Raw genomic sequence first — 23,655 nt, forward strand, 5'->3', positions numbered from 1 at the left:
CCCGTCACTCCGAGAGGTCCGACCGCTCCATCTCCGCCTCGAGCAGCTGGCGCTCGTGGATGCCGGCGTACAGGCCGCCCAGCGCGAGAAGCTCCGCGTGCGTCCCGCGCTCGATGATGCGGCCGTCGTCCAGCACGATGATCTGATCCGCTCCCTTGATGGACGACACGCGGTGGGACACGATGACGGCCGTGCGGCCGCGCAGCGCGTCCTTGAGCTCCCGCTGGATCGTCTCCTCGGTCGCCGTGTCCACCGACGAAAGCGCGTCGTCGAGCAGCACGATGGCCGGGTCGGTCAGGAGCCCCCGCGCGATCGCGATGCGCTGCTTCTGCCCGCCGGACAGCGTGACCCCGCGTTCCCCGACGACGGTGTCGAGCCCCGCGGGGAACTCCTCGACCTCATCGAGGATCCCCGCCACGCGGGCGACGCTCCGCACCCGCTCCTCGGTCGCGTCCGGCGCGCCGAAGCGGATGTTCTCCCGGATCGTGTCCGAGAACAGGAACGTGTCCTGCGGGACGTAGCCGACGGCGGCGCGGACCCCGCAGACCGTGAGCTCGGAGACGTCGCGGCCGTCCAGCATCACGCGCCCGCTGCCCGTGTCGTAGAGGCGCGCGATGAGGCTGCAGAGCGTGCTCTTGCCCGACCCCGTCCGGCCGATCACCCCGAGGCTCGTCCCCGCGGGGACGTGGAAGCTCACGTCCTTGAGCGCCGGCTCGAGCCCTTCCTCGTACCGGAACGTCACGGCGTCGAACCGGATGTCGCCGCTGATCCGCCCCGGGTCCGCGGCGCCGTCCCGGTCGCGGACCTCAGGCTCGGTCGTGAGGATCCTGTTGATCCTGTCCATCGACGCGGCGCCCCGCTGCATGATGTTGACGACCCACCCCATCGCCATCATCGGCCACGTGAGAATGCCGAGGTAGCTCGTGAACGCCACGAGATCTCCGGTCGTGATCGACCCGAGCATCACGCTGCGTCCGCCGAAGTAGATCACGATGACCACGCTCATGCTGGACAGCAGCGTGATGAACGGGAAGAACGCGCCCCAGACACGCACCAGCTCGACGTTCTTCCCGATGTACTCGCGGCCCACCGACGACAGGCGTTCGAGCTCGTACGGCTCCTGCGAATACGCCTTCACGACGCGTATGCCCGCGATGCTCTCGCGGACGCGCTCGGTGAGGTCGGAGAACGTCGCCTGCACCTTCTCGAACCGGTGATGCAGTAGCCGTCCCGCCTTCAGCGTGAAGAACGCGATGAACGGCATCGGCACCAGCGCGAGCAGCGTCAGGCGCACGTTCAGCGCGAGCATGAAGCCGACGGTCGCGAGCCCGAGGATCAGCGCGTCCGTGAGGGCCACGATGCCGATGCCCGACGCCATGCGGACGGCCTCAATATCGTTGGTCGCGTGCGCCATGAGGTCGCCGGTCTTCGTCGTCGCGAAGTAGCGCGCCGAGAGCCTGTGCAGATGACGGAAGATGTCGTTCCTGAGGTCTTCCTCGATGTGCCGCGAGGTGCCGATGATCAGGAACCGCCAGTAGAAGCGCAGGCCGGCGATGCCGAGAGCGAGCCCGACGACGAGAAGCCCGTACCGCCCCAGCCCCCGCCCGTCGAGCGTGCCGCTCGTGAGGCCGTCGACCGCGTGCTTGATGATCCGGGGGATCGCCAGCTGCATGCCGTCGACAACGAGGAGCGCGGTGATCCCGACGATCACCGCCCACTTGTACCTGGCGAACCGTGTCAGGATGCCCTTGAGGCTTCCCATACGCTCATCCGGCCGCGGTGCGGGCCGGTCCCGGGGGCGAAGGCCTGGGTGCCGCAACAGAGCCGCTCCGCACGCTGTGCGGAGCGGGAGGCCATCCGATACCCGTCCGTGATTGCTGGAGTGAGAGCCTGTGCGGCAGCGCGATTCTAGGGGCTCGTTCGGGGCGTGTCAAGGCAGCGGCCCGCCCGCTGCCCGAGGCCCGAAAAAGGCGAAAGGGGAGACGGAGGCCGATGCGGCACCTCGTGCCTTCTCCCCTTCCACCAGCGATGAAGAGCCGTTGGTGAGGCGGCTCCGGGCCTCGAGGGAGGCCACTTGAGGAAGCGTCAGCCGCAAACGCCAGCCGGTTGCCTGTATGCGAGTTGCGTCACATCGGCGCCCGGGGGGCGAGGCGGTTGGCGACACGGATACAACAAGCCGCACATTCCTGTCAATACGAAAATCACCGAGGGCGACCATCCTCGGCAGTTCCGTTGATGACGTACGCCGAGTAACTGATGTTCCGCGCGCCCCTCTTCCTCCCCAGCACAAGCCCAGCACGCACCTCACCGGCGTGGCTTCTGAGGAGCGAGAACCCCGAAGGCCCGGGCGCGAAGCGCTTGTCGAGGAGGATCTCCGTGATGGGAAAGGGCGGCGCGGAGACGCGCCCCGAGACCCTGACGAGGGAGCAGTCCACGCGCGACACCCAGACGTGCCCGTCCAGGTGATGCCTGTCGCGCACGATCGCCTCGGCAGCGAGCCGGTAGCAGTCCACGCCGTCGAGAGTCTCCTCGCCATCGAGGCGAACGCGATACTCGGAGGGGTCAAGAGACGGACCGACGAGGGTTGCCAGCGTGTACTCCCCCGCCGGATAGGACAGGTTCGACGCCAGCACCTCGCGCGTCATGCCCTCGGCGGCGGCGTACTGCAGAACGGCGCGCGCGTGAAGCGTCCTCCCGTCCGCCTGGGGCTCGTACATGTCCTGCTGCACGCTGAGGCTCTCGATCGTGCCCAGCGCGCGGCGGATGTGCGCGTTGTGCCGCTCGACGATCGAGGCCACGTCCGCTTCGTGGTCGGTCGCGCGCAGCGGACAGGACGACAGGACGAGGACGCTCGCCGACAGCGCGACCGCCAGCGCCCAGCAGACCGTGGGGAGATGCCGTGCTTCCGGCTTCATGAGGCGGGACTCTAGCGGGCCCGGCGGCATGTGTCAATCCGCCGCGGGTCTCCGGCCCCCACCACGCTACGGACGCCCCCGCAGGATCGCCCCGAGCTTGACGCCCTGCAGGCGCGGCGCGCATACTCCGGGGCGATGCGCGCTTCGCTTCCGAACCGGAGGAACCGATGCTGAGAACGTCGGCGCCGCTGGCCGCGGCAATGGTCGCCGCACTGCCGCTCTGCCCTGGGACCGTCCGCGCCTCGAGGACGATCGATCTGGCCGGACAGACATGGCCGGTCATCGTCGGGACGCAGCAGGAGGAGCAGTTCGGCTATGCCGCCGCGGCCGGGGACCTCGACGGCGACGGGCGGCCCGAGGTCGTCGTGGGCGCACCGGGCCGCAGGAGCGACAGCGACCACCACCTCGGCGCGGTGTACGTGCTCGGCGGCGCCGCGCTGGCAGACGCCCGGGGGCAGGTCCGAGCGGCCGACGTGGCGCTGTCCGTCATCGTCGGTCCCCCGACGCACGCCCGGTTCGGGGCGTCGATCGCCGTCGCCGATCTCGACGGCGACGGCCTCTCCGACGTCGTCGTCGGCGCGCCGTCCGAGGGCGAGGGCCCGCACGTCGAGCGCGGCAGCGTGTACGTGTTCTTCAGCAAGCCGGGCCAGCCCTCGCCCCGCACGGCGCTGGAAGCAGACCTGACGATCCGCGGCGAGCGAGCCGGCGACACGTTCGGCACGTCCGTGCTCGCCGCGGACATCGACGGCGACGGGACCGTCGACCTCGTCGCCTCGGCGGCGCGCGCCGGCGCGCCCGCGCGCCCCGGCGCAGGCGCGGTGTACGTGGTGGACGGCGCAGCGCTCCGCGGCGGCCGGGGCGAGATGGGCATCTCGGGGCTCGCGCGCGCGGTCATCGAGGGCGACCGGCCCGGGGACTCGCTGAGCGCGCTCGCGGTCGGCGACTTCGACGGCGACGGCCGCGTGGATCTGGCGCTGGGCGCTCCCCTGTCGGACGGACCCTCCGGGGGCCGCACCGACGCCGGAGCCGTGTACGTCGTTCCGACAGGTCGTCTTGCAGGCGGGAGAGCCGGCGTCTCGAGGACTGCGGCGGCCACCGTCCTGGGGGGCCGCGAACGCGGCTTCCTTGGCAGGACGATCGCAGCGGCGGACATCGATGACGACGGCATCGCCGACCTCCTCGTGCCGGCGCACGCGTCCAGCGGCGAGACGAAGGAGGAGAGCGTCATCGGCGAGGCGTTCGTGCTCTTCGGGAGCGCGTCGGGATCGCCGGCGCCCCTCGACCTGGCCACCGCCGGCACGCCGGTGTTCAGGGGCCTGTCGCGCTGGGACATCTTCGGGTTCGCCGTGATGCTGGCCGACATGAACGGCGACGGCCAGGCGGACATCGTTGCGTCCGCGCCGTTCGCCGGCGGCGACGGGGACTCGCGCCCGCGGTGCGGGGAGGTCTGCGTGTTCTGGGGAGGCGTCCGATCGGTCGTGAGAGCGAAGGCCGGCTCCTCGGAGCTGGCGGACATCCGGATCGTCGGGGCCGGCGAGCGCGATGCGATCGGAAGCTGCCTCATCGCGGTCCGCGCCGGCGGCGCGAAGACCCCCGACCTCTTGATCGGGGCGCCCGACGCCCCCGTGACGTCGGGGTGCGGCGACCGCTGCGGGAAGCTCATCGTCGTGCCGGCGGCCGCCGGCCTCGGCGGGAGGTGACGCGCCGCGCCGGCCCCTGCCCGACCCGCAGCGCCTGCAGGACCGAAGAAGCGCGGGGGCGGTCATCCGACCGCCCCCGCTCGCGTCCTGAGTGGGTAATCCCCGGCCCTTCGACTACTTGAGCATCAGGAGCTTGCCGCTCGCCGTGAGCCCGTCAACGTCCAGCTTCGCGAAGTAGACGCCGGCAGCAACGGGCGCTCCGCCATCGTCGCGGCCGTCCCACACGGCCGTCCCGTCGCCCGCCGCCCTGTGCGCGCTCACGAGCTTGCGGACCTCGCGCCCGGCCACGTCGTAGATCGTGATGTCGACGAGGCCGCCGCCGGTCGGCACGGTGTACGCGATGGCCGTCGACGCCGAGAACGGGTTGGGGCTCGCGGCCTTGAGCGCAAGATCGAACACCGCATCCTCGACGCCGGTGTCGACCTCGTCCACGCTGTACGTGTAGCTCATGTCGTTGACGCTCGTGCTGAGGTTCGACACGACGAGGCACACGTACGCCTTCTGGTTCCACTCGTTGACGGTGATCTCGCCGTTGCCGAACCCGTTGAGCGGGATGCCGCCGTACTCGTAGCCCATCGTCCCGCCCAGCCTGACGTAGTTGATGTCGGCGGCGTTCGGGCTCGAGTTCATATTGGGGCCGTCGTAGGCGACGCGCAGCCCGTCCAGCCCCGACGAGGCGTACGAGAACCGGATGTAGTTGCAGCCCAGATGGTCCGGCTTCAGTGACGCGCTCGGCGCGCCGCTCACGATCGGGTACGAGTTGTACACCGCCTGCATCGGTGCGAGCGTCCAGGTGCCGCCCTCTTCGTAGTGGCTCCCGTCGTTGCGGTTCCCTGTGAAGAAGTTCCAGATGCTGAACCTGCGGACCTCGTCCTTGAGGCTGGTGCCGTAGCTCTGGAGCGCGATGTTCATGTTGGTGAACGTTGCCGTGCCGGCCTCACACTGGTACCAGATGGCCGGGACGATCGCGTTGCCGTACACCTCGCTCAGGCAGAAGTTCCAGATGCACGCGCCGTAGATCCTGAGCCCGCCGGTGGTGTTCGCGTCGAGCGCGTAGTACGGGTAGTTCAGGAAGGACGAGACGTACTGCCGGTAGTCGTTGATGCTGTCGTAGACGATGTCCTCGACCCACGTCGAGGTCGCTTCCTTGTACCACGTGTCCTCGTCGACGTCGTGGGCGAACTGGCAGGAGTGGTTGAACTCGTGGGCGACCGTCACCTTCATCGGGTCCTGGGGATTGGGGTATCCGAACCCGGCGTAGTCATTGTCGATGACGACGAAGCTCGTGGCGTCGTTCTGCGGGGTCGAGGGCTCGTAGTACTCGCCCTGGCAGTATCCGTACACCCCGGACAGGGCCCGAACGTAGATGTCGTACCGCCCGTCACCCCCGTTGTCCGGGAAGCCCGCGTCGCTCGGCGGCTGGCGGAACCCCAGCGTCCCCACCTCCACCGTCCAGCTGTTCTCCGCGGCCGTCGCGATCGCGTCGCGGTAGGTCGTGTCGGGCCAGTTCAGGATCTTGTGCGTTCCGCTGGTGTCGTAGTGGATCCGGAAGTGCTCGGTGTCGATGTAGGTCATCGCCGTCGGGCGCGCGCGGAGCGACCGGATCTCCTCCGCAACACCCGCCGACAGGGTCGGGAGCGCCCTCTCGATGTAGGCGATGGTCGGGTTCCCGCACTTGTCGATGAGACCGCCCCGGTACTCCTCGGGCAGATTCCACGGCGCGTACACCGAGTATGCCTTGAGGAGGACGGCCTGTTCGCCGTCGAGCGCTCCGCGCTGAACCTCCGAGTCTATGAACGCCAGCGTGGTCATCTGCGCCCGGTCCGTGTGGGCCCCCTCAGCCGTGGCCACCGCGACAAGGAACAGAAGCGTCAACACTCCGAGCGCAGCATGCGTTCGCATGGTCCAACCTCCAATCATGGAACCGAGCCCCACAGCCGTGGTCTCCGTCGAGGTACCATTGTAACACAGCCTGCAGGGTCGGTCAAGGAGGGCTCGATGCGCGGCCGGCGGCGATCTCCCGGACGCGTCGCTGTCCGGGGACGAGGCCCCGCGCCCGCGCCCACCGCTCGAGGTGTTCCCTCTCGAGCGCCCACTGCGCCCTGACACGCGCGCCGTGACGGTGCCACTCCGACGCGGGATTGTCGTAGTGGTCCGACAACCACTGCGGGTCGGTGATCTCGTGCATCCGGGCCGCGTACCGGTCGAGGTGCGCCACGATCGCCGGGTCCTCGATGACGGTCTCGGCCCCTTCGTGGCTCGGCGCCGCCCCGAAGCGCTTGACGAGGCGACGGAGAACCTGGGGGTTGTCGATGATCATGCACGGCGCGTAGACGTTCTTGATGTCGGAGTACGGCTGCTCGTAGCGAATGGCCCTGAAGAGGTCACACGTGAGGATCTGGCGCAGCGGCGACCGTCGCACGTTCCCCACTGAGAAGTGGCAGAACACGCACGGTTCGACGTTGCCGTTCGCGGTCACGTGGAAGTAGACGCGGCCGCCGGCCATGCACCCGCCGATGTACTGCCCGTCGTTCCAGAAGTCCCCTACGAAGATGGGTCTGGCGCGCCGGATCTCGGCCGCGCGCGCGCGAAGCGCCACGCGCTGTTCGGGCGTGCTCATCAGTCCCACGTCAGGCCGGCGCCCGACGGGAATGTACTGGAACAACCACGCGAACCGGGCGCCTCTGGCGATGTAGTGGTCGATGAACTCGTCGCTCTGCACGGTGTCGTGGTTGTGCCTGGTGACCGTGACGGAGATGCCGAACAGAAGAGCCCGCTCGCGCAACCTGTCCATGGCGGCGATCGCCCGGTCGAAGACGCCGGGACCTCTGCGGATCTCCGTTTCCTCGCGATAGCCCTCGACGCTGATGGCGGGGATCACGTTCCCGACGGAGAGCAGCCGGTCCGCGACGCGGTCATCGATCAGCGTGCCGTTCGTGTACACCTGGAAGAGCGCGTCGTGGTGTTCCTCACAGATCTCCAGAAGATCGCCGCGCACGAACGGCTCTCCGCCTGAGACCGTGAAGAAGTACATGCCCAGTTCCTTGCACTGGCGGATGACGCCGTCGAACTCCTCGGTGGTGAGCTCGCCGCCCTTCTCGTACTCGAACGCGTAGCAGCCGCTGCACCGCAGATTGCAGCGCATCGTCGGACTGATGACCGCGAAGGTCGGCGGGAGCCAGCCCTCGTCCTCGAGGACCTGGTACCTGCGGGATCCGCCCAGGATCCCCCAGTTCACGAGCAGGTTCTCGATGACGCGCTGTCTCTGGACGGGAGCGAGGTCAAAGAACCCGCGCACGACCTCGGCGGTCATGCCCGTGCGCAGCGCGTGGCGGAAGCGGTCGGCGTAGGACCGGATGTTGGGGTTCGGGATGATCTTCGCGGCCCAGAGCAGGATCCGGTCGATGTCCTCCGCGCTCAGACGGCTCCCCCAGGAGCCGAGCTGTCGCAGGAGGTGCGACTTGAAGGTGTCCTGAAACCCTCCCCGTGTCTGCATGGCTCTCTCACTCCTCCGCCGGCGAGTTCCCCGGGGGATCAGCAAGAGCGTCGTGCGCCCTGCCCGCCTCGCGCGCGGCACCCTCGGCCGCGGCGGCGGTGACAGGGCCCCCGGGCTAGGTGGGACAGGCGGCCCCTCGGAGTATGTACGCGGTCGCCTCCCCGGCGAGGTCCGTCAGCCGATAGGAGCAGTCGTCCGCGACCCAATCGAGCACGAGGTTCTGGAACGACCCGAAGAGCATCGACGCCACCGCTCGCGTGTCCATGGGGCGGAACACACCGGAGCGGACGCCCTCGTCGAGCGTGCTCTCGATGATGCCGCGGTAGGCGCGGCTGCTCCGCTTGGCGACCATCTTGATCATCGCCGTGCTCTGGCGGAGCTGGGAGAGGAAGATGCGAGCGCTGTCGGGGTTCTCCTGCATGAGCTCAAGCCCCAGCACGATGAGCCTGCGGAGCTTCGCCTCGGGCCCGGGCTCCCGCTCGACGCCCTCTCGGAGGCTCGCCATGTGCTTGTCGAGGAACTCCTCGAAGACGGCGACGAGCAGCTCTTCCTTGCTCGAGAAGTAGATGTAGATGGTCCCTGCGGCCACACCCGCAGCCTCTGCCACCTCCGCGGTCGTGGTGTTGTGGTACCCCTTCTCACCGAAGAACCGCGCCGCGGCGGCGATGATCCGTTCCCGCTTGTTGCCGACTCTCTTTCGGGCCATGCGGCTTCCCTCTCTCCCGGCTCCCAGCAGGGCGAAGCCGGCGCTCAGGAGACGACAGGACATCCCCGCTGGAGTGAACGCGGTCCGCGCCGCGAGCGTACCAGCCCGGGCCGAAGCGCCGAGCGCGGCTGAGACTGAGTGAGAGCCGCCCCAGATCGTCTTCGGCGTCCGTGCCCGGAGGACAAATGACTGGCATGATACTAATGCCGTCGCCGGGGCCCTGCAACAGCAATCTGGGGGCCTTGAGGGAAGAAGGGCCCCGCCGGGCGGCCTTCCGGCCACAGCCCGATGACGGGGCCCTTCCGATGAGCGGCGGGGGCCGGCTGACGCAGGGGATGCTGTTCGGCGAACCAAAGGAGAGGAAGTCGCCGTCCAGGCTAGAGCTTCCCGCTGGTCAGGCCGCGCTCCCCGCCGGACGCCGCCGGCTTCCCTCTCAGCTCCGGCTTCACGATCCCGCCGAAGTCGTGGATGATGGGCAGGCCGAGGGCGTTGCACACGACGTTGGGCATCACGAGCCCGCTGGTCCAGTTGTTGTAGAAGTTCCACTCCAGGGGCTGGGTCGTCAGGATGACCCATCCGTCGCCGTATCCGAACTCCACGAGCGTGGCGGAGCCGGCGTTGTCCGTCACGTACACCGTTGCGCCGTCCGGGAGGTTCGCTATCCCCGCGTGGCTCGCGTACTGCCCGTAGATCTGCTCGGGAAGCCCCGCGACCATCGGCGATCCGCGAAGCACGACGGTGTTGAACCACGTCCGGTAGCTCTGGAGCGTCACGCCGCCGGGCAGCGCGATCCGCGCGGCCTGGATGGACCCTCCGTTCCACCCGAGATCGCACGCCCCCCAGAGCAGCGTGCCGCCCGCCGCCGCGAACTGCAGCATGCGAACCTGATTCCGCGCGTACGCGTTGTAGAACGTCTGGGGCTGGTCGTTCTGGACGATGACGAGATCCGTGCCCGGGCGAAGCTCGAGCGTGCTCAGGTCGACCGAGCCGCGCACCTCGTACTGGCCCGGCCCGTCTCCCTCCGTCAAGCCCAGGATCTCCAGCATCTGGTCCAGGACCGGCGGGACCTCCGGCGACCACGGCATCGCGTCCCTGAGGATGATGACGTGCGCGGCCGAGCCCCCGCTCCCCCCGACGTTGACCCTGTGGGCCACGACGTCGCTGAGTCCGCCCGGGTCCCGCACCTCAAGCGTGACCAGGTGCGCTCCGGGCAGCACGAAGCCGTGCTGGGTGGTTCGGACGCTGCTCCACTCCGTGTCCCACACGCCGTCACTCGACCAGTCCCACCGGACCTCAAGACCGCCCGGCGGGTCGTCGACGTCAGAGCAGGCGCCGGCGTCGAACGAGACCGGAGCGCCCGCCGCGGCGAAGGAAGGCGAGAAGCTGAACGCCGCCCGCGGCGCCGTCTGTGAGACGCCGACCGTCATGACGCCGTCCACCTGGCGGATGCGCTGCGACCCCATCGGGTCGCCCGTCACGAGAGCCCCGAAGAACGGAACGCGGCGTTCCCCACCGGCGAGGATCTGCGTGGCGAACACCGAGCCGCGCAGGAGCGGACAGCCCGCCTCGATGAAGCTCCGGCATGACGAGTTGCTTCCCCGCCAGTACCACGATGCGACGGAGGCGGCTTCCGTCCGAACGAGCGACACGAGAGCGAGCATGAAGGCGTGGGGATCGCCGGCCGCAAAGGACGCCGCAAGGTCGCCCGTTTGCCATGTCGCGACGCCGAGATCCTCGGGCCGGCGCTCGGGCAGCACGCCGGAGAGGGGCGCGAGCACTTCCACGACGCCTCGGGCGCAGTTGGCGCCTGCGGCCATCCCCCCGGGGGTCTGCCCCCCAGGCGCTGCGAAGTCAGGGCGCGAGAAGGCCGTCAGGAACGACCCGTCCCCAAGGTCCACGGCGGTGCGCGTGGTGGACGATGGAACGACGGTGGGCGGCCACGACGCGACGACCTCGACGTTCTCGCGGTCGGAGCCGACGAGCTCGGTGACGGTCCGCCCGTCCGCCTCGCGCACCGCGCGGAAGCCGTAGAACAGCACGCCGGGGTTCACGCAGGCGATGCCGCCTCCCGGGGCATCCTCGAGCCACGGCTGCTCGCAGAGCAGCTCGCCGTAGGGGTTCCCGGCGAGCATGTCGAGAACGACGCGGGACGCCATCTGGATCAGCCCGGGCTCGGTCTCGTCCGAGAGCCGGCCGACCGCCGACGCGGCGACGGCCGTCGTGACGCTCTGCACGAGCACGTTCCACGAGTTGTGCTGCCGGATCGTGACTGCGAACGCGGCCCTGCCCTCTGCCGAGAACATCGTCAGGAACGGGTTCGTCATCGCGAGCGCGACGGCCGTCGAGGTCGCGTCGATGACAACGGGGCCGGTCTCGTCCGGCTCGACCCAGCCGATGAGGACGGGAGACGCGCCGGCGCCCATGACGAACACCGCCTGCGGGAGGTCTCCGTCGGGCACCAGCACGGAGAACTCGCCGCCGGCGCCGACCGGCGCGCGGTCCGCGAACGACAGGACCTCGAGCGTGCCCGGATCGATCGGCGTTCCGGCGGGCAGAGCGACGACGCCCGTGAGCGTCCGCAGGGGCAGAGCGGTCTGGCCGTCGTCGTGCCCGCCCGAGCTCGAGCAGGACGTGAGACTGAGCGCAACGAGGCACAGCGCGGCGACAACACGGATAGCAGTTCTCATGGTACGACCTCCTGCCTGCCGGCACGACACCCGCGGCGGGGCGTCGGCCCCGCGGCAACCTGGCGGGTGCTCATGCAAGGGCCGTACCAAACGGGCCATGTGGGAACACAGAAGGGCCGGCCCTCGCCCGAGGACCGGCCCTCCGTAAGCAGTTCAGACGGGACCTACTTCAGCACGACGACCTTGGTCTCCCGCACGGTCCGCCCGGCCTCAAGCCGGGCGAAGTAGAGGCCGCTCGCGACGCGCTCCCCGTGGTCGTCGCGTCCGTCCCAGGCGACCTCGACCGGCCCGGGGCCGACGATCCCGGCGGCCAGCGTCCGAACACGTCGCCCGTCCACGCTGTGGACGGTGAGCGTCACGCCGGCGCGCTCGGCGATGCTGAACCGCAGCGTCGTCTCGCCGGTGGAAGGGTTCGGGCGCGCCGGGTGCAGGGCCAGCGCCGCGACCGCGCCGTCGTCGATCCCGCTCGACTGAACGGTGAACGACCCCTTCGCCATGAGCGGCCCGCGCTCCGTCCCGTCGTACGCGTACGCGCGCCACCAGTACTCGCCGTCCGTCAGGGCCGGCTCCACCTGCCAGCTCGTGCTGCCGCTCCCCTCCGCGACCCCGGACACCGAGGCGGAGAGCGCGGTGCACAGCTCGTCGGCGTACACGAGGAACCCGTAGGTGAGAACATCACCCTGGTCGGGGTCGGTCGCGTTGAGCACCGTGAGGACCGGCGTCGGCGACGAGACGCTTCCGCCGTCGGGCGGGGCGCTGAGCGTCGGCGCGGTCGGCCGCGCGTTGCCCGTGCACGGCCCGAGGATCTTGACGTCGTCGACGTACCACCCCTCGTCCGTGATGTACGAGTCGGCCGTCAGCCGGAACCGCACCTTGAGGTTGGCCGTCCCGCAGAAACCGGTGAGCGCCAGGCTCACGCTCTCCCACGTCCCGCTGTTCCCGGAGTACTTCGGGCCGACCTGCCCCCACGTCGCGCCGCCGTCGGCGGACGCCTCAACGTAGCAGAAGTCGTACCCGTACTCGGTCTTGTAGCGGTGGTTGAACGAGAGCTCGGCCGAGGTCGCGTTTGACAGGTCGACGGGATTCACCATCTGGATCCAGGTGTTCACGCCGTTGACGTAGTTGCCGGACGGGCTGTCGGTGTACGAGTGCGTCGGCGAGCTGTAGCTGGAGGTCGTGAGCCCCCACCGCCCGTCGTTCTCGTGCCACTTGCCGATGCCGCTCTCCATGTTATCGGAGAACAGCGTGCACGGAGAGCCGACCATCCAGACGAGCGTTTCCTGCATGGCGAAGCCGTCCGCTTCGATCCGGACGCTGAGCGCGAGCGAGTGGCCGCCGGGCGTCGTCGGGTCCACGGAGAACACGAACGGGTCGGACGCGTTCCCCGCGAACGAGTTCGGACCGATCGTCCCGATCGCGGCGGACGCGTCGATGAGTTGCACGTACGGGTCGTCGGTCGAGATCGTCATGGCGACGTTCGTGGCCGACGCGATGAGGCTCTGGTTCGCCAGAACGACCGTGAGGTTCAGCGTCTCGCCGGGGTCCGGCTTGCCGTTCCCGTTCCCGCCGGCGAGCGCCTTGTCGGCCACGGCGACGTACAGCCCCGCGATGCGCGTGAGGTAGATCTGCGGCCACAGGTTCTCCGCGTTGAGCCCGGCGATCTCGCTCTCCGCCGGCCAGAAGCCGCTCCCGCCCACCTCGACGCAGTACGCCCACACGGCGTGCTGCCCGTAGAGCCAATCCGTGGTGGTGCCGCTGCAGTTGTAGAGGATCTCTCCCGGCTGGCCCGTGCTGTAGCCGTTGGACTGCGCCATCGTGTTCGCGATGGCGCGGAACGTCGCGTCATCGGGCGTGTGCGAGTTGGTGTAGCTCCAGGGGAACAGGACCATGCCGGCGACCGAGTGGAACGTGATGTTCGCGATGAGCTCGCGCGCCGCGACGAAGTCCATGTAGACCTGGACCTCGGGCTCCGAGCCCGCCGACGCGCCGCGGTACGTCTCGCTGCACGGGTCGGAGGACGACCCCACCCCGCCCCACTGGTACGGGTAGTTGCGGTTGAGGTCCACGCCCTTGCACGACGAACCCGGGTTGTCCCGCCGGTTCTTCCGCCACATCCCGCCGCCGGAGGGGTTCGTCGTCTCGTTGTAGATGAACCCGTCGGGGTTCACGATCGGGATGAACCAGATCTCGCGGTTGTCCACGAGGAACGTCGCCTCGGGGTCCGTGCCGTGGTTCTGCGTGAGCCACTCCATGAAGTGCAGCTGGGCCTCGAGCGACATCGGTTCGCGGGCGTGGTGCATCCCGTCGAAGAGGATCTCCGGCTCGTCCTCGTCGAGGTCCGGGTTGTCCGAGATCTTGAAGGCCCAGATCGTCCGACCTTCGATGGACGTGCCGATGGAGATCCGCGAGGTCGTGATGGATGGGTACTGGGCGTGCAGCGCGTCGAGGAAGTCCTCCATCTCGGAATACGTGTGGAACTGGCCGAAGTTCGGGCCGCGGATCCGGCTCGCGTAGAAGGCCTCCATGTCCTCGATCTCGACGACGATCCGATACCCTTCGGACCTGAGGGCCTCGACCTGGTCGGCGTCGGTGACGAAGGTCACTCCCAGCCCAGGCTTCGACGACATGATGTCCAAGTCCGGCCGCGAGACGAACCGCTGCCAGTCGGACATCGATGCGAACTCCGCGCGCGCCTGGACCCGGGCCGCCTCCGGGCCGGCCCCGTGGACGCGGCCGGCCCCGGCCAGCGCCAGGGCGCAGATCACAAGAGCCAGCTTCGCCACCCTCATCATCCGGCTCCTTCCCGTTGACTCGCGCACCCCCGGAGAGCTGTTCCTGACCTCTCATCATAGCACACATTGCATAGGTAATCAATGAGCGAGCGCTCAGCGGCGCAGCAGCGACCACCCCGCCGGCCGCGGAGGGGGATGCCATGGGCGAGATGCCGCTGAGGCATCACGCGGAACAAGCGAGGAACGAGGCAGAGCCGTCCTCGACGGGCGTCCACGCGCCGACGGGCGAAGGGAGGACCTCCGACGAAACCACCGCGAACGGCCCCGCCGGGCCTTGGCCGTCGGTCCGCCACATGGTGTAGTACCTCGGCGTCGTGCTGCCGGGCTCACGCCGCGTCGCGTACACCACGGACCGCGACCTCACGACGAGGCAGTTGACGCAGGTGAAGTCCCGCAGTCGTCCGAGCGTCGCGGCGAGGGCGTCCGGCGCGCTCGGACCGTCCATTGCGACCGTCGAGAGCACATGTAGGAAGAGCCGCTCGGAGTCCGTGGAGCCCTCCGGAGCGAGCGAAGGGTCCCACGAGAGCTGCGAGGTGTCGCGAACCTCTCCGTTGTGGCAGAAGGCCCAGACGGCGTCCCGGTGGGTCACGAGGAACGGGTGCGTGTTGGCGGGCGCGATCGACCTCGGGTGCTTGGCGCGCCGCGCGTGGACGACGGCGAGATCGGTCTCCACGCCCGCCAGCTCGTCGAAGAGCCTGTCCTCGAAGCAGGGCGTGGTGCTGCGAACGCGCTCAAGATGGCCGTCTCTCAGGTACACGGCGCCCCAGCCGGAGTCGTGAAGGAAGGCGCCCGCGCGCGGCGAGAGCTCGTGCTGGTGCGCCGGGTTCGCGTTCGTCGCCATGGCACGGACGCCCTCCACGACGTCGGCCATCGCGAAGCTCCCCACCGCAGCGACCATTCTGCACATCGGCTGCGCCTCCCGAAGGTGCGTCGAACCGACCGCGACTATATCCCGTCGGTCCCGCCGCGGTCAACGCGCCGCGCGGCCCGTTGACACCCGGGGACCGCGACCATATACTCCTTGCGCCGCGCGCCTCTCGTGGTGCGCGCGGGCGAGCGCCGCTCCGTTCCGGCAGGCCGTGTCTCCCGCCGGTCGGGCGTCGCCGCGACGATGGCACCGAGACGGAGCGGCCCGGACCGGCGGGAGCGCGTGAGGAGACGAACGTTGAGAGGCCCCTGCGAGATCTTCTTGACGAAGGGCTCAGGCAAGCACAAGGAGAAGCTGGCGAGTTTCGAGATGGCCCTCAGGGACGCGAAGATCGCCAACTTCAACCTCGTGCGCGTATCCAGCATTCTCCCACCCGGCGCGAGGATCGTCGGTTGCGATACAGGCCTCAAGAGACTGCTCCCCGGCCAGATCGTGTTCGCGGTCATCTCGGACAACGCGACGAACGAGCCGCATCGGCTCATCGCCGCGTCCGTGGGCGTCGCCCGCCCGAAGGACTCTCACAAGCACGGCTACCTCTCCGAGCACCACGGCTTCGGGCAGAACGAGGACACGGCCGGCGACTACGCGGAGGACCTCGCCGCCCAGATGCTCGCGACGATCCTCGGCGTTCCGTTCGATCCGGACGCGAGCTACGACGAGCGGAAGGAGCACTGGCGGATCAGCAACGAGATCGTGCGCACGAGCAACATCACGCAGACCGCCGTCGGGGACAAGAACGGCCTGTGGACGACGGTCCTCACCGCCGCGGTCTTCGTGGTGCCGCCGTTCCACTACTAGGCGCGGGGTCCGGAGGCGCGTCGTATCGACGACGGTCGCGCGCCTCTGCGCGTTCCTCGCGAGGGCAACGCCATGCCATCCCCGCACACGGGCGGTGAGTTCCTCGGCCTCCCCCCTGAGGCTGCCGACGTCGCTCGGGCGCGGGTCGTCGTCCTCCCCATCCCCTACGAAGCCACGACCACGTACCGCAAGGGCACGGGACTCGGACCGTCCGCGATCCTCGCCGCCTCGGCGCAGGTGGAGTTCTTCGACGAGACAGAACGCGACGAGCCGTGCTTCCGCGGCATCCACACGCTGCCGCCGCTCGACGCAACCGGTTCGCCCGAGGAGGTCGTCGCGCGGATCGAGAATGCCGCCGCGACGCACGCGGGCGCCGGGCGGTTCGTGCTCGCGCTCGGGGGCGAGCACACCGTGACCGTCGGCGCCGCGCGCGGTGTGGCGCGCGGCCGCGGCCCCCTCACGGTGGTGCAGATCGACGCGCACGCGGACCTCAGGAACGAGTACGAAGGCTCGCCCCTCAATCACGCGTGCGTGATGCGGAGGCTGCTCACGGACTTCCCGATCGTGCAGGTGGGGATCCGCGCGTTCTCGTCCGAGGAGGACGACCTCATCCGGCGCCGGAGCATCACGGCGGTCACGGCGCGCGAGATCGCGTCCTCGCGCGGATCGTACCCGGAGACCGCCACGGACGCTCCCTGGATCCGTCGCGCGTTGGCCGCTGTCGCCACGGACGCGGCGTATCTCACGGTGGACCTCGACGGTCTCGATCCGTCGGTGGTGCCGGCCGTCGGGACGCCCGACCCGGGCGGACTCCTGTGGTACGAGGCGCTCGCGTTCATCGAGGCCCTGTTCGCCGAGCGCGCCGTCGTCGCGGCGGACGTCGTCGAGCTGTGCCCGGCCCCGGACTCCGCGCGGTCCGACTACGCCGCGGCCCGCCTCGCCTACAAGATCGCAGGACACGCCCTGCGCGCGTGAGGACGCCGCGCGCTCACCCGATCCACGCCCTGAAGATCCGCGCGGCGTTCGCGAGGATGTCCGCGCCGTCGTGCGCGAACCGCCCGCGCAGTCCCGTCGCCTCCCACGCGTCGTCCGCGTCGAAGACGTCGTCCCCGTAGCATGGGTGGAATTGCACGCCGTAGACGGGAAGGCCCGCGCGGCGGATCGCCTGCACGCCGCAGTAGTCGGAGGTCGCGATGAGATCGAAGCCGTGGGGGACGCGCTCGAGCTGGTCCCCGTGCTGCTCCGGGACGAGGGCGCGGTGGCCGAGTCCGGCGAAGAGCGGATCCCCGCCCACAAGCTCGATGTGGTACAGGCCGATGCGCTTGGCCTCGCGCACGACCTCGGCGCCGAACGCCCGTCCCAGCAGCTGATGGCCGAAGCAGACGGCGAGCACGGGGAGGCGACGGGCGACCGCTTCGACGAGGAGCGCCCCTTCCTCCTCCATCCACGGCAACCTCGCCGTCACGGACCGCTCGCTGCCGGAGAGGACGAGGGCATCCGCCCCGCGCGCCGCCAGCCACGCGCGCGGCGCGCCGAGCCCGCCCTGCGGTTCGACGATCGTCGCGTCGAACGCCGTGCCGAACGCGCCGGCGAGGCGACGCGCTCCGTAGGAGGAGTCAGGTGCGTCGTTGCTCAGAACGACGAGCCGCGGTCTTCTCGACACTGAGCCTCCCTGCGCCACCCCCGCGCGCGCTCCGAAGGCGCCATCCAGAGAAACGCCCTCCGCAAGGGCCCTGCCGAGAGCGCGCGGTCGGCGACGCGCGCGCCGGCGGTGTAGAGGAGGTTTCCCACTCCGCTGAGCGCGAGAACCGCCGGGCGGACCTCCGCGGAGACGCGCCGCGCGTAGAGCGCCCCAGCGTCCGCGCCCGACTCGACGGCGGTCGCGATTGACTCCGCGGCCGTCCGTCCGCTCGCGATCGCGTGGGAGATGCCCTCCCCCGTGACGGGGTCGGCCAGCCCTGCGGCGTCGCCGACGAAGAGCACGCGGCCGACCGCCGCTTCCGCCCGTCGCGGGCCCGCGGGCACCGGAAACGCGAACGGTCCCTCCGTCCGCCACGCGGCGAGCCCTCGCGCCGCCAGAAACGCGCGCAGAGCGGACGCGATGTCCTTCGACATGGGGAGCTGCGTGTACACGCCGACGTTCAGGTGGTCGCGCTTGGGGAACACCCAGCCGTACCCGCGGCGGTGCCCGGTGAGATCGAACGTGATCCTGTCGCGCGCGAGCTCGCTGTCGCCGCCCGCCGGCGGGAAGGCGCGGACGTAGATCGCGCTCGACAGCCTGAGGGGCGTCGCGCCACAGCGCGCGCGGAGCGCCCCCCCCGCGCCGTCCGCCGCGACGACGTACCGCGCGCGCCACTCGGCCTGGCTCCCGCCCGCGCGCACGCCGACCGACGCGTCGTCGGTCCCGGCCAGCTCCGCCGCCACGCCGCTCTCCGCCCGCGCGCCGGCCGCCGCCGCCGCCTCGAAGAGCATCGCGTCGAGCTCGGGGCGCGTCGTCGTCGAGATGAGGCTCTCTCCGCCCGTCCACACGAGCTTCGTGCGCCGGCCCACCACGACCTCGATCGCGCGGAACTCCTTGTGCACGATGGACGCGACAGCCGGGCCGAGCCGAGCGAGCGCGCGGGCGGAGAGCCCGGCGGCGCAGGGCTTCGGCCGCGGAAGGCGCTCGCGCTCGACCAGCAGTACGCTGAGCCCGAGTTCCGCGGCTCGCCGCGCACAGCTCGAGCCCGCGGGGCCGCCCCCCACCACGATGAGATCGAGGGTGTTCGCCAAGGCGCCCCCGCGGCCGTGCTACTCCAACACGAGCCGGCCGAACGTGCTCGGGTCGTAGTCGATCGGGACCTGCCAGTCTGCCGACGCCCCGGTCCGCGCCTGCTTCCTTCGGAAGTTGAGTCCCCAAACCGCGCCCGGCGCCGCGCTCGTTTCGAGCGTATCCATGGAGATCCGCGCCTCGAGGACCCACCGGTCGCCCAGCCGGGCGACCGCCGCTTCGTGTTCCCCGTCCCACGCGCGGTCCGCCGAGTAGCCCCCGACGCCGCCCACGACGATCCGCTGATCGAACGCCGTGGCCACGGGGTTCCAGTAGATCTGGTACACCGTTCCGTGGTCGCGGTTCGGCTGGATGAAGAACCCGACGCAGTCCTCGCCGTACACCGCGCCGTCGCGTTCGGTGACGCGGGCGGCCAGCGCGTCCATGATCGGCTCCGCGCAGTCGGCGGCGATGTACAGGTTCGCGTCGTCGTACCCGAACAGGACCCTGGTCTCGCCCTCGACGGTCTCTTCGTACGGCGGGAACAGCCTCGAGACCGCCGCCGCGCGCCCCCACCCCTCTTCGTCGATCGCGCCGTCGATGACGGGCGAACGCTCGAACCGCGCCGCTGTCGCCGTCCGCACGGCCCGCAGGGGCACATCCACGTCCAGCCGACGGCCGTCGCTCAGCGGGTACTTGAGCGACAGCCTCGGCAGCGGGTAGAGGTCACCTGTGTTCGTCGCCGTGAATCGGCACTCCGCCGCGCCCCCGGGGGCGACGGACACGCGCGCCTCGGTTGGCTCGACGGTCCATCCGTCCGTGGCGGTCCACGTCAAGAGATCGTCCACGGGCTCCCCGGAGTCGTTCCTGATGGAGACCACGAGCGGAGCCCGCACCGAGGCGTTCTCGAACACGGGAACGGCGGCGACGGTCACCTGATCGCGCTCGATCCGCGCGATCTCATCGCGAGTCGCGAGCGAGACGACGCCGAATGGATGGATGCTCCCCAGACCCACGATCGCGATCTGGTGCCCGTCGGGACGCACGCTCACCCAGCCGAACTGGTAGAACTGCCCTCGCACGACCGAGTCGTCCCGCCCCATCCCGCCCCCCGAGCTTCCCACAACGACGTAGTCGATGCCGTCGAACCGATCGGTGATGGTCGTGTGGTAGTGCCCGTTGAAGACGGCGTCCACGCCGTATCGCACGAAGAGGTCATGCAGCGGGTCCGGTTCGCCGGCGGGGAGCGTCCGCTCCCAGAACGGCTTGTGGAAGAAGACGAATGTCCTCGCCGCGCCGGCACTCGCCATGAGGTCGGCCTCCAGCCACTCGCGCTGCGGGCCGACCACCTCGGCCGAGGCGTTCAGCCGGGCCGTATCCAGGATGATGAAGTGAACGCCTCTGTAGTCGAACGAGTAGTAGGGCTGCTGCCCGGTCTTCTCGACGTAGACGACCTCGGCGTCGTCGCTCCAGATGTCGTGATTGCCCGGTGTCATGTGGACCGGCGCCCGCAGGCCCCGGATGACCGGAAGCAGGGAGTCCCACTCGGCCCTCGCCCGGTCGTAGTCCTCGCCGTACCCCTCGATGTGGTCGCCCACGGTCACGACGATGTCGGGATCCAGCAGGTTGATCTCGTCGATGACGCGCTCGTAGATGCCGGGCACGTGGCCCCCGGTTCTGTCGCTCAGGATCGCCATGTGGAAGAGCGGCTCACCGTCCGCCGCGCGGGCCACGACCGCCCACGCCGCGCAGAGCGCGAGAGCCGTCGGGAGTGCCATCCACCTTCTCACCACGGTATCATCCCCTCCTTCCGTCCGTCGTCCGAACCGCCACCGCCGTCCGGAGTCGAGATGCTAGTCCACGGCGACCGCCGAGTCAACCTGAGCCGCCTCCGCTCCGAGGTCTGTCGAGCCGCTCGCTCGCGAGGAACGAACCCGCGGCGACCTCGCTCTCCCGCTCGTCAAGATTGTGTTGACACGTCTCGCATCGCTGATGGTATTCTACGCGAGCGGGTCAGGAGTCGTGTGACGTCTCTCGGAGGTGAGCATCGTGGCCGTCTGTCCCGAGTGCGAGTGCGAGTACGACGATGTGCTCGAGGTGTGTCCCCGCTGCAAGGTCGCTCTCGTGACGAAGGTCGCGCACGCGCGCGCCGACGCGCCGGACGATGACGACGAGCAGGACCTCCCGCGTGAGGGACTCGTCGTCATCGATACGTCGGACGACGAGGACCACATAGGGCAGATCCGGGAGCTGCTCGAGGAGAGCGGCATCCCGTGCTTCCTCAGCAACGAGCTGAGCCCCGCCGAGACCGAGCCGGCCAGGACCGAGGTCATGATCCCACGCGAGATGCTCGATGACGCCAAGAGGCTGATCCGTTCCTACTCGGCCCGGTGAGCCCGCCGGGCCCGCAGCCCTGATCGCCTACCGCTTGTAGCCGATGGCCCTGAGCAGGGACCGCCGCTCCGCGGCGTCCGCGTCGCTCTCGACGCCCTTCGGCGATGACCCGTCGATCACCCCCAGAACGCCACGCCCCTGGGCGGTGCAGGCCACGACGACCTCGACGGGGTTCGATGTCGCGCAGAAGACCGAGCAGACCTCCTGGCACCCCTTGACGGCGTTGAGCACGTTGATGGGGTACCCGCCCTCGAGCGCGATCGCGAAGGTGTGCCCGGCGCCGACGCGCTCGACGATGGAGGTCGCGACGTCCTTGAGGCGCTCGTCGTTCCCGTCGCGCCTCACGAGGCACGGTCCGGACGCCTCGGCGAACGCGACCCCGAACCGGAGCCCCGGCCCCGACGTCACCACGGCCTCGTAGAGGTCTTCCACCGTCTTGACGAAGTGCGACTGCCCGAGGATGATCCCGACGCCCTCCGGGCAGCCGAGCCTCACGCTTGCCAGTTCCATGCTGCGCCTCCCGCTCCGTTGGTGCGCGATGACCGATGGACACGCGCGGCATTATCGCTCCGCGCGCGGCGGGAATCAAACCGCAAGCTGAAGGGACGCAGTTCGGGTGTTGTGCCGCCGCGCGGTCGGGGCTAGACTCCGTGGTCGCGCGGTCTCGCAGCGTGGAACGTGAGCCGGGGACTCCACGGTGAAGGTCCTCTACCTCTCTGAGATCCAGTGGCTCTCCCAGGTGTCGCGGAAGCACCTGATCGTCCGCCGCTTCCCGCGCGACTGGGAGGTGCTGTTCCTCTCCCCGCTGAACCTCAAGGCCGACGAGAACAGCTTCGTGACGCGCCGCGACGCGGCCTGCCCCAACGTGAGGTACCGCTCCCTCGCGCTGCCGAAGCCTGACGCACGGTCCGCGCTTCTGAGGTCGCTGTCCCCGGCCCTCGGCGTCCTGGGGCGCGCGATCGTGGGGCGCCTCGCCGGCGGCTTCGCGCCGGACGTGGCCGTGTGCTCGAACATCTGGATGGCCCCCGCGGCGTCGGACCTCCGGGCCCGCGGCGTCCCGGTCGTGTACGACCTCAACGACCTGCACACCGAGTTCTACCCTGCCTGTCGCGAGCGGGCCGAGGCCATGTTCCGCCGCCTCGTCGGGCTGGCGAGCGAGGTCGTGGCGTCGTCCGAGCATCTTCACCGCGTCGCGGGCCGCGGTGTCGTCATCGGAAACGGCGTCGACCTCGACACGTTCGACGGGCGGCGCGACGTGTCGCCGCCCGCCGGCGTCGCTGGGAGCACGCTCGCGGCATGCGACGACCTCGTCGCCTACGTGGGTTCGGTGGACGACAGGATCGACCCGGCGTTCGTGGCGCGCCTGCTCGAGAGGCTCGCGGAATCGGGCCGCAGCGTCGGGCTCGTGCTCGTCGGCAGGGTCTTCGACGTGGCCCTCGCGTGGAAGGAGCGCCTCGAGGCGCGGTTCCCGGACAGGGTCCTCTTCACGGGTCGCGTTCCCTACGATGCGCTGCCCGCGTTGCTCGCGCAGGCGTCCGTCGGCATCGCGCCGTTCGCGAGGAGCGCGAGAACGGCCGCGATCAACCCCAACAAGCTGTACATGTACGCGGCGATGGGACTCAACGTGGTCTCGACACCGTTCTCTGCGGAGGTCGAGCGGCACGGAGACATCGTCTACATCGCTTCGGAGCCCGACGCCTTCGCCGACTCCGTGATGGCGGCGCTCGACGACCGGCGGCGGCGCGCGGTCGTGCGCGAACGGATCGCGGTGCCGAACGGCTGGGACGAGAAGGCGCTCCGGTTTCGCGAGCTCCTCACCTCGCTCGCAGCCCGATAGCCCTCGCGCGACCCGCCCCGGGGCGGCGGGCCTGCAGACGACGAGGCCGGCGCGGGAGGGGATTCCGCACCGGCCTCTTTCGAGCGCGTGCTCCGATGGCCTTCCCACGGGCTGCGACGCGCTCTGCAGGATCGCCGATCACTCCAACGGCGCCGCCTCGATCCTCACTCTGTCCGGCGGGCCCTCTCCCTCGGGAAGCTCGGGAGCACGCTCGCCCTCACGCGTTACGGCGAGGGGCCACGGAGCCAGGTAGAACCGCACGGTCCTCGAAGGGCTGTAGTAGTCCACCGAGACGGTGCAGGACTCGGTGTAGTACCCCTGCGCGAACGCCACGATCCGGAACGCTCTGCTGTCATAGCCGCCGCCGTCGCAGCCCAGGTACCCCCCGCTGACGAACGCGTACCCGTACGGGCTCACCGACCACGTCCCGAGATAGCTCCAGCTCCACCAGCTCTCGCGATAGAGCTCCACGCCCGCCCACGGGAGTGGCACGCCGGAGTAGTAGTCGTACACGTACACGTGGAACGCCGCCGTGCGCGGCGGGCAGTCGGACCACCAGGGACGCTCCCATACGATGCACCCTGAGAGGGCCGCCGCCGTCAGCGACACGAGGCATCCGAGCGCGACCGCTCTCGCAATGGCCCTCATGTCTC

The 23,655-nt window shown here is 69.9% G+C and carries 18 protein-coding genes; 5 read left to right on the forward strand and 13 right to left on the reverse strand.

The genetic code is table 11. The annotated features are described in order from the left end of the window. Positions 1-4: 4 nt before the first annotated feature. Positions 5-1,762 (reverse strand): ABC transporter ATP-binding protein, encoded by a 1,758-nt coding sequence (locus FJY74_02655; GenBank protein MBM3307208.1) that lies wholly within the window; start codon positions 1,760-1,762, stop codon positions 5-7. A 439-nt stretch (positions 1,763-2,201) separates the two neighbouring features. Further along, positions 2,202-2,915, reverse strand: a complete 714-nt coding sequence (locus tag FJY74_02660) for a hypothetical protein (GenBank protein MBM3307209.1) — start codon at positions 2,913-2,915, stop codon at positions 2,202-2,204. Positions 2,916-3,082: 167 nt separating this feature from the next. On the opposite strand from FJY74_02660, the gene FJY74_02665 reads away from it, so the two are divergent. Further along, the gene (locus FJY74_02665; protein MBM3307210.1) at positions 3,083-4,615 is read left to right on the forward strand and encodes an FG-GAP repeat protein; all 1,533 of its coding nucleotides are present in this window, start codon (positions 3,083-3,085) and stop codon (positions 4,613-4,615) included. A 114-nt stretch (positions 4,616-4,729) separates the two neighbouring features. Here the strand turns inward: FJY74_02665 and FJY74_02670 are convergent, their stop codons facing one another. From FJY74_02670 to FJY74_02695, 6 genes are all read right to left on the reverse strand, one after another. Beyond that, positions 4,730-6,517 (reverse strand): T9SS type A sorting domain-containing protein, encoded by a 1,788-nt coding sequence (locus FJY74_02670; GenBank protein ID MBM3307211.1) that lies wholly within the window; start codon positions 6,515-6,517, stop codon positions 4,730-4,732. A gap of 82 nt (positions 6,518-6,599) precedes the next feature. Then, positions 6,600-8,111: a radical SAM protein gene (locus FJY74_02675; GenBank protein MBM3307212.1), complete on the reverse strand. Its 1,512-nt coding sequence runs from the start codon at positions 8,109-8,111 to the stop codon at positions 6,600-6,602. Positions 8,112-8,226: 115 nt separating this feature from the next. Then, on the reverse strand, positions 8,227-8,817 hold the full coding sequence (locus FJY74_02680; GenBank protein MBM3307213.1) for a TetR/AcrR family transcriptional regulator: 591 nt from the start codon (positions 8,815-8,817) through the stop codon (positions 8,227-8,229). Positions 8,818-9,194: 377 nt separating this feature from the next. Continuing rightward, on the reverse strand, positions 9,195-11,504 hold the full coding sequence (locus FJY74_02685; GenBank protein MBM3307214.1) for a PKD domain-containing protein: 2,310 nt from the start codon (positions 11,502-11,504) through the stop codon (positions 9,195-9,197). Between the two features lie 164 nt (positions 11,505-11,668). Beyond that, the gene (locus FJY74_02690; protein MBM3307215.1) at positions 11,669-14,293 is read right to left on the reverse strand and encodes an immune inhibitor A; all 2,625 of its coding nucleotides are present in this window, start codon (positions 14,291-14,293) and stop codon (positions 11,669-11,671) included. Positions 14,294-14,459: 166 nt separating this feature from the next. Further along, positions 14,460-15,203 carry a class II glutamine amidotransferase gene (locus FJY74_02695; GenBank protein ID MBM3307216.1) on the reverse strand — a complete coding sequence of 248 codons (744 nt, stop codon included), beginning with the start codon at positions 15,201-15,203 and terminating at the stop codon, positions 14,460-14,462. Positions 15,204-15,407: 204 nt separating this feature from the next. On the opposite strand from FJY74_02695, the gene FJY74_02700 reads away from it, so the two are divergent. Together FJY74_02700 and speB are read left to right on the forward strand one after the other, a co-directional pair. Continuing rightward, positions 15,408-16,022, forward strand: coding sequence for an arginine decarboxylase, pyruvoyl-dependent (locus FJY74_02700; protein ID MBM3307217.1), 615 nt, complete (start codon positions 15,408-15,410; stop codon positions 16,020-16,022). Between the two features lie 72 nt (positions 16,023-16,094). Beyond that, entirely contained in the window at positions 16,095-16,997 is a 903-nt protein-coding gene (speB, locus tag FJY74_02705; GenBank protein MBM3307218.1) for an agmatinase, read from the forward strand. A gap of 13 nt (positions 16,998-17,010) precedes the next feature. Here the strand turns inward: speB and FJY74_02710 are convergent, their stop codons facing one another. Genes FJY74_02710 through FJY74_02720 form a run of 3 tightly spaced genes read right to left on the reverse strand, consistent with a single transcriptional unit; the run spans position 17,011 to position 20,564 of the window. Beyond that, positions 17,011-17,685: a gamma-glutamyl-gamma-aminobutyrate hydrolase family protein gene (locus FJY74_02710; protein ID MBM3307219.1), complete on the reverse strand. Its 675-nt coding sequence runs from the start codon at positions 17,683-17,685 to the stop codon at positions 17,011-17,013. Continuing rightward, positions 17,655-18,794: an NAD(P)/FAD-dependent oxidoreductase gene (locus FJY74_02715; GenBank protein MBM3307220.1), complete on the reverse strand. Its 1,140-nt coding sequence runs from the start codon at positions 18,792-18,794 to the stop codon at positions 17,655-17,657. Before FJY74_02715 ends, FJY74_02710 begins: the two co-directional genes overlap by 31 nt. 18 nt (positions 18,795-18,812) lie before the next feature. Next, a complete protein-coding gene (locus FJY74_02720) occupies positions 18,813-20,564 on the reverse strand; it encodes a metallophosphoesterase (GenBank protein ID MBM3307221.1) in 1,752 nt (583 codons plus the stop codon). Between the two features lie 256 nt (positions 20,565-20,820). Here FJY74_02720 and FJY74_02725 point away from each other — a divergent pair, with 256 nt between their 5' ends. Then, positions 20,821-21,165: a DUF2007 domain-containing protein gene (locus FJY74_02725; GenBank protein MBM3307222.1), complete on the forward strand. Its 345-nt coding sequence runs from the start codon at positions 20,821-20,823 to the stop codon at positions 21,163-21,165. 27 nt (positions 21,166-21,192) lie between these two features. Here FJY74_02725 and FJY74_02730 read toward each other — a convergent pair whose 3' ends face one another. Next, complete coding sequence (locus tag FJY74_02730; protein MBM3307223.1) at positions 21,193-21,675, reverse strand: adenosine-specific kinase; 483 nt, start codon at positions 21,673-21,675, stop codon at positions 21,193-21,195. 187 nt (positions 21,676-21,862) lie between these two features. Between FJY74_02730 and FJY74_02735 the strand changes: the two genes are divergently transcribed. After that, positions 21,863-23,002, forward strand: a complete 1,140-nt coding sequence (locus FJY74_02735; protein ID MBM3307224.1) for a glycosyltransferase — start codon at positions 21,863-21,865, stop codon at positions 23,000-23,002. A gap of 138 nt (positions 23,003-23,140) precedes the next feature. Here the strand turns inward: FJY74_02735 and FJY74_02740 are convergent, their stop codons facing one another. Then, a complete protein-coding gene (locus FJY74_02740; GenBank protein ID MBM3307225.1) occupies positions 23,141-23,650 on the reverse strand; it encodes a hypothetical protein in 510 nt (169 codons plus the stop codon). Positions 23,651-23,655: the final 5 nt, after the last annotated feature.

The sequence above is a fragment of the Candidatus Effluviviaceae Genus I sp. genome, assembly GCA_016867725.1.
GTDB lineage: Bacteria > Joyebacterota > Joyebacteria > Joyebacterales > Joyebacteraceae > VGIX01.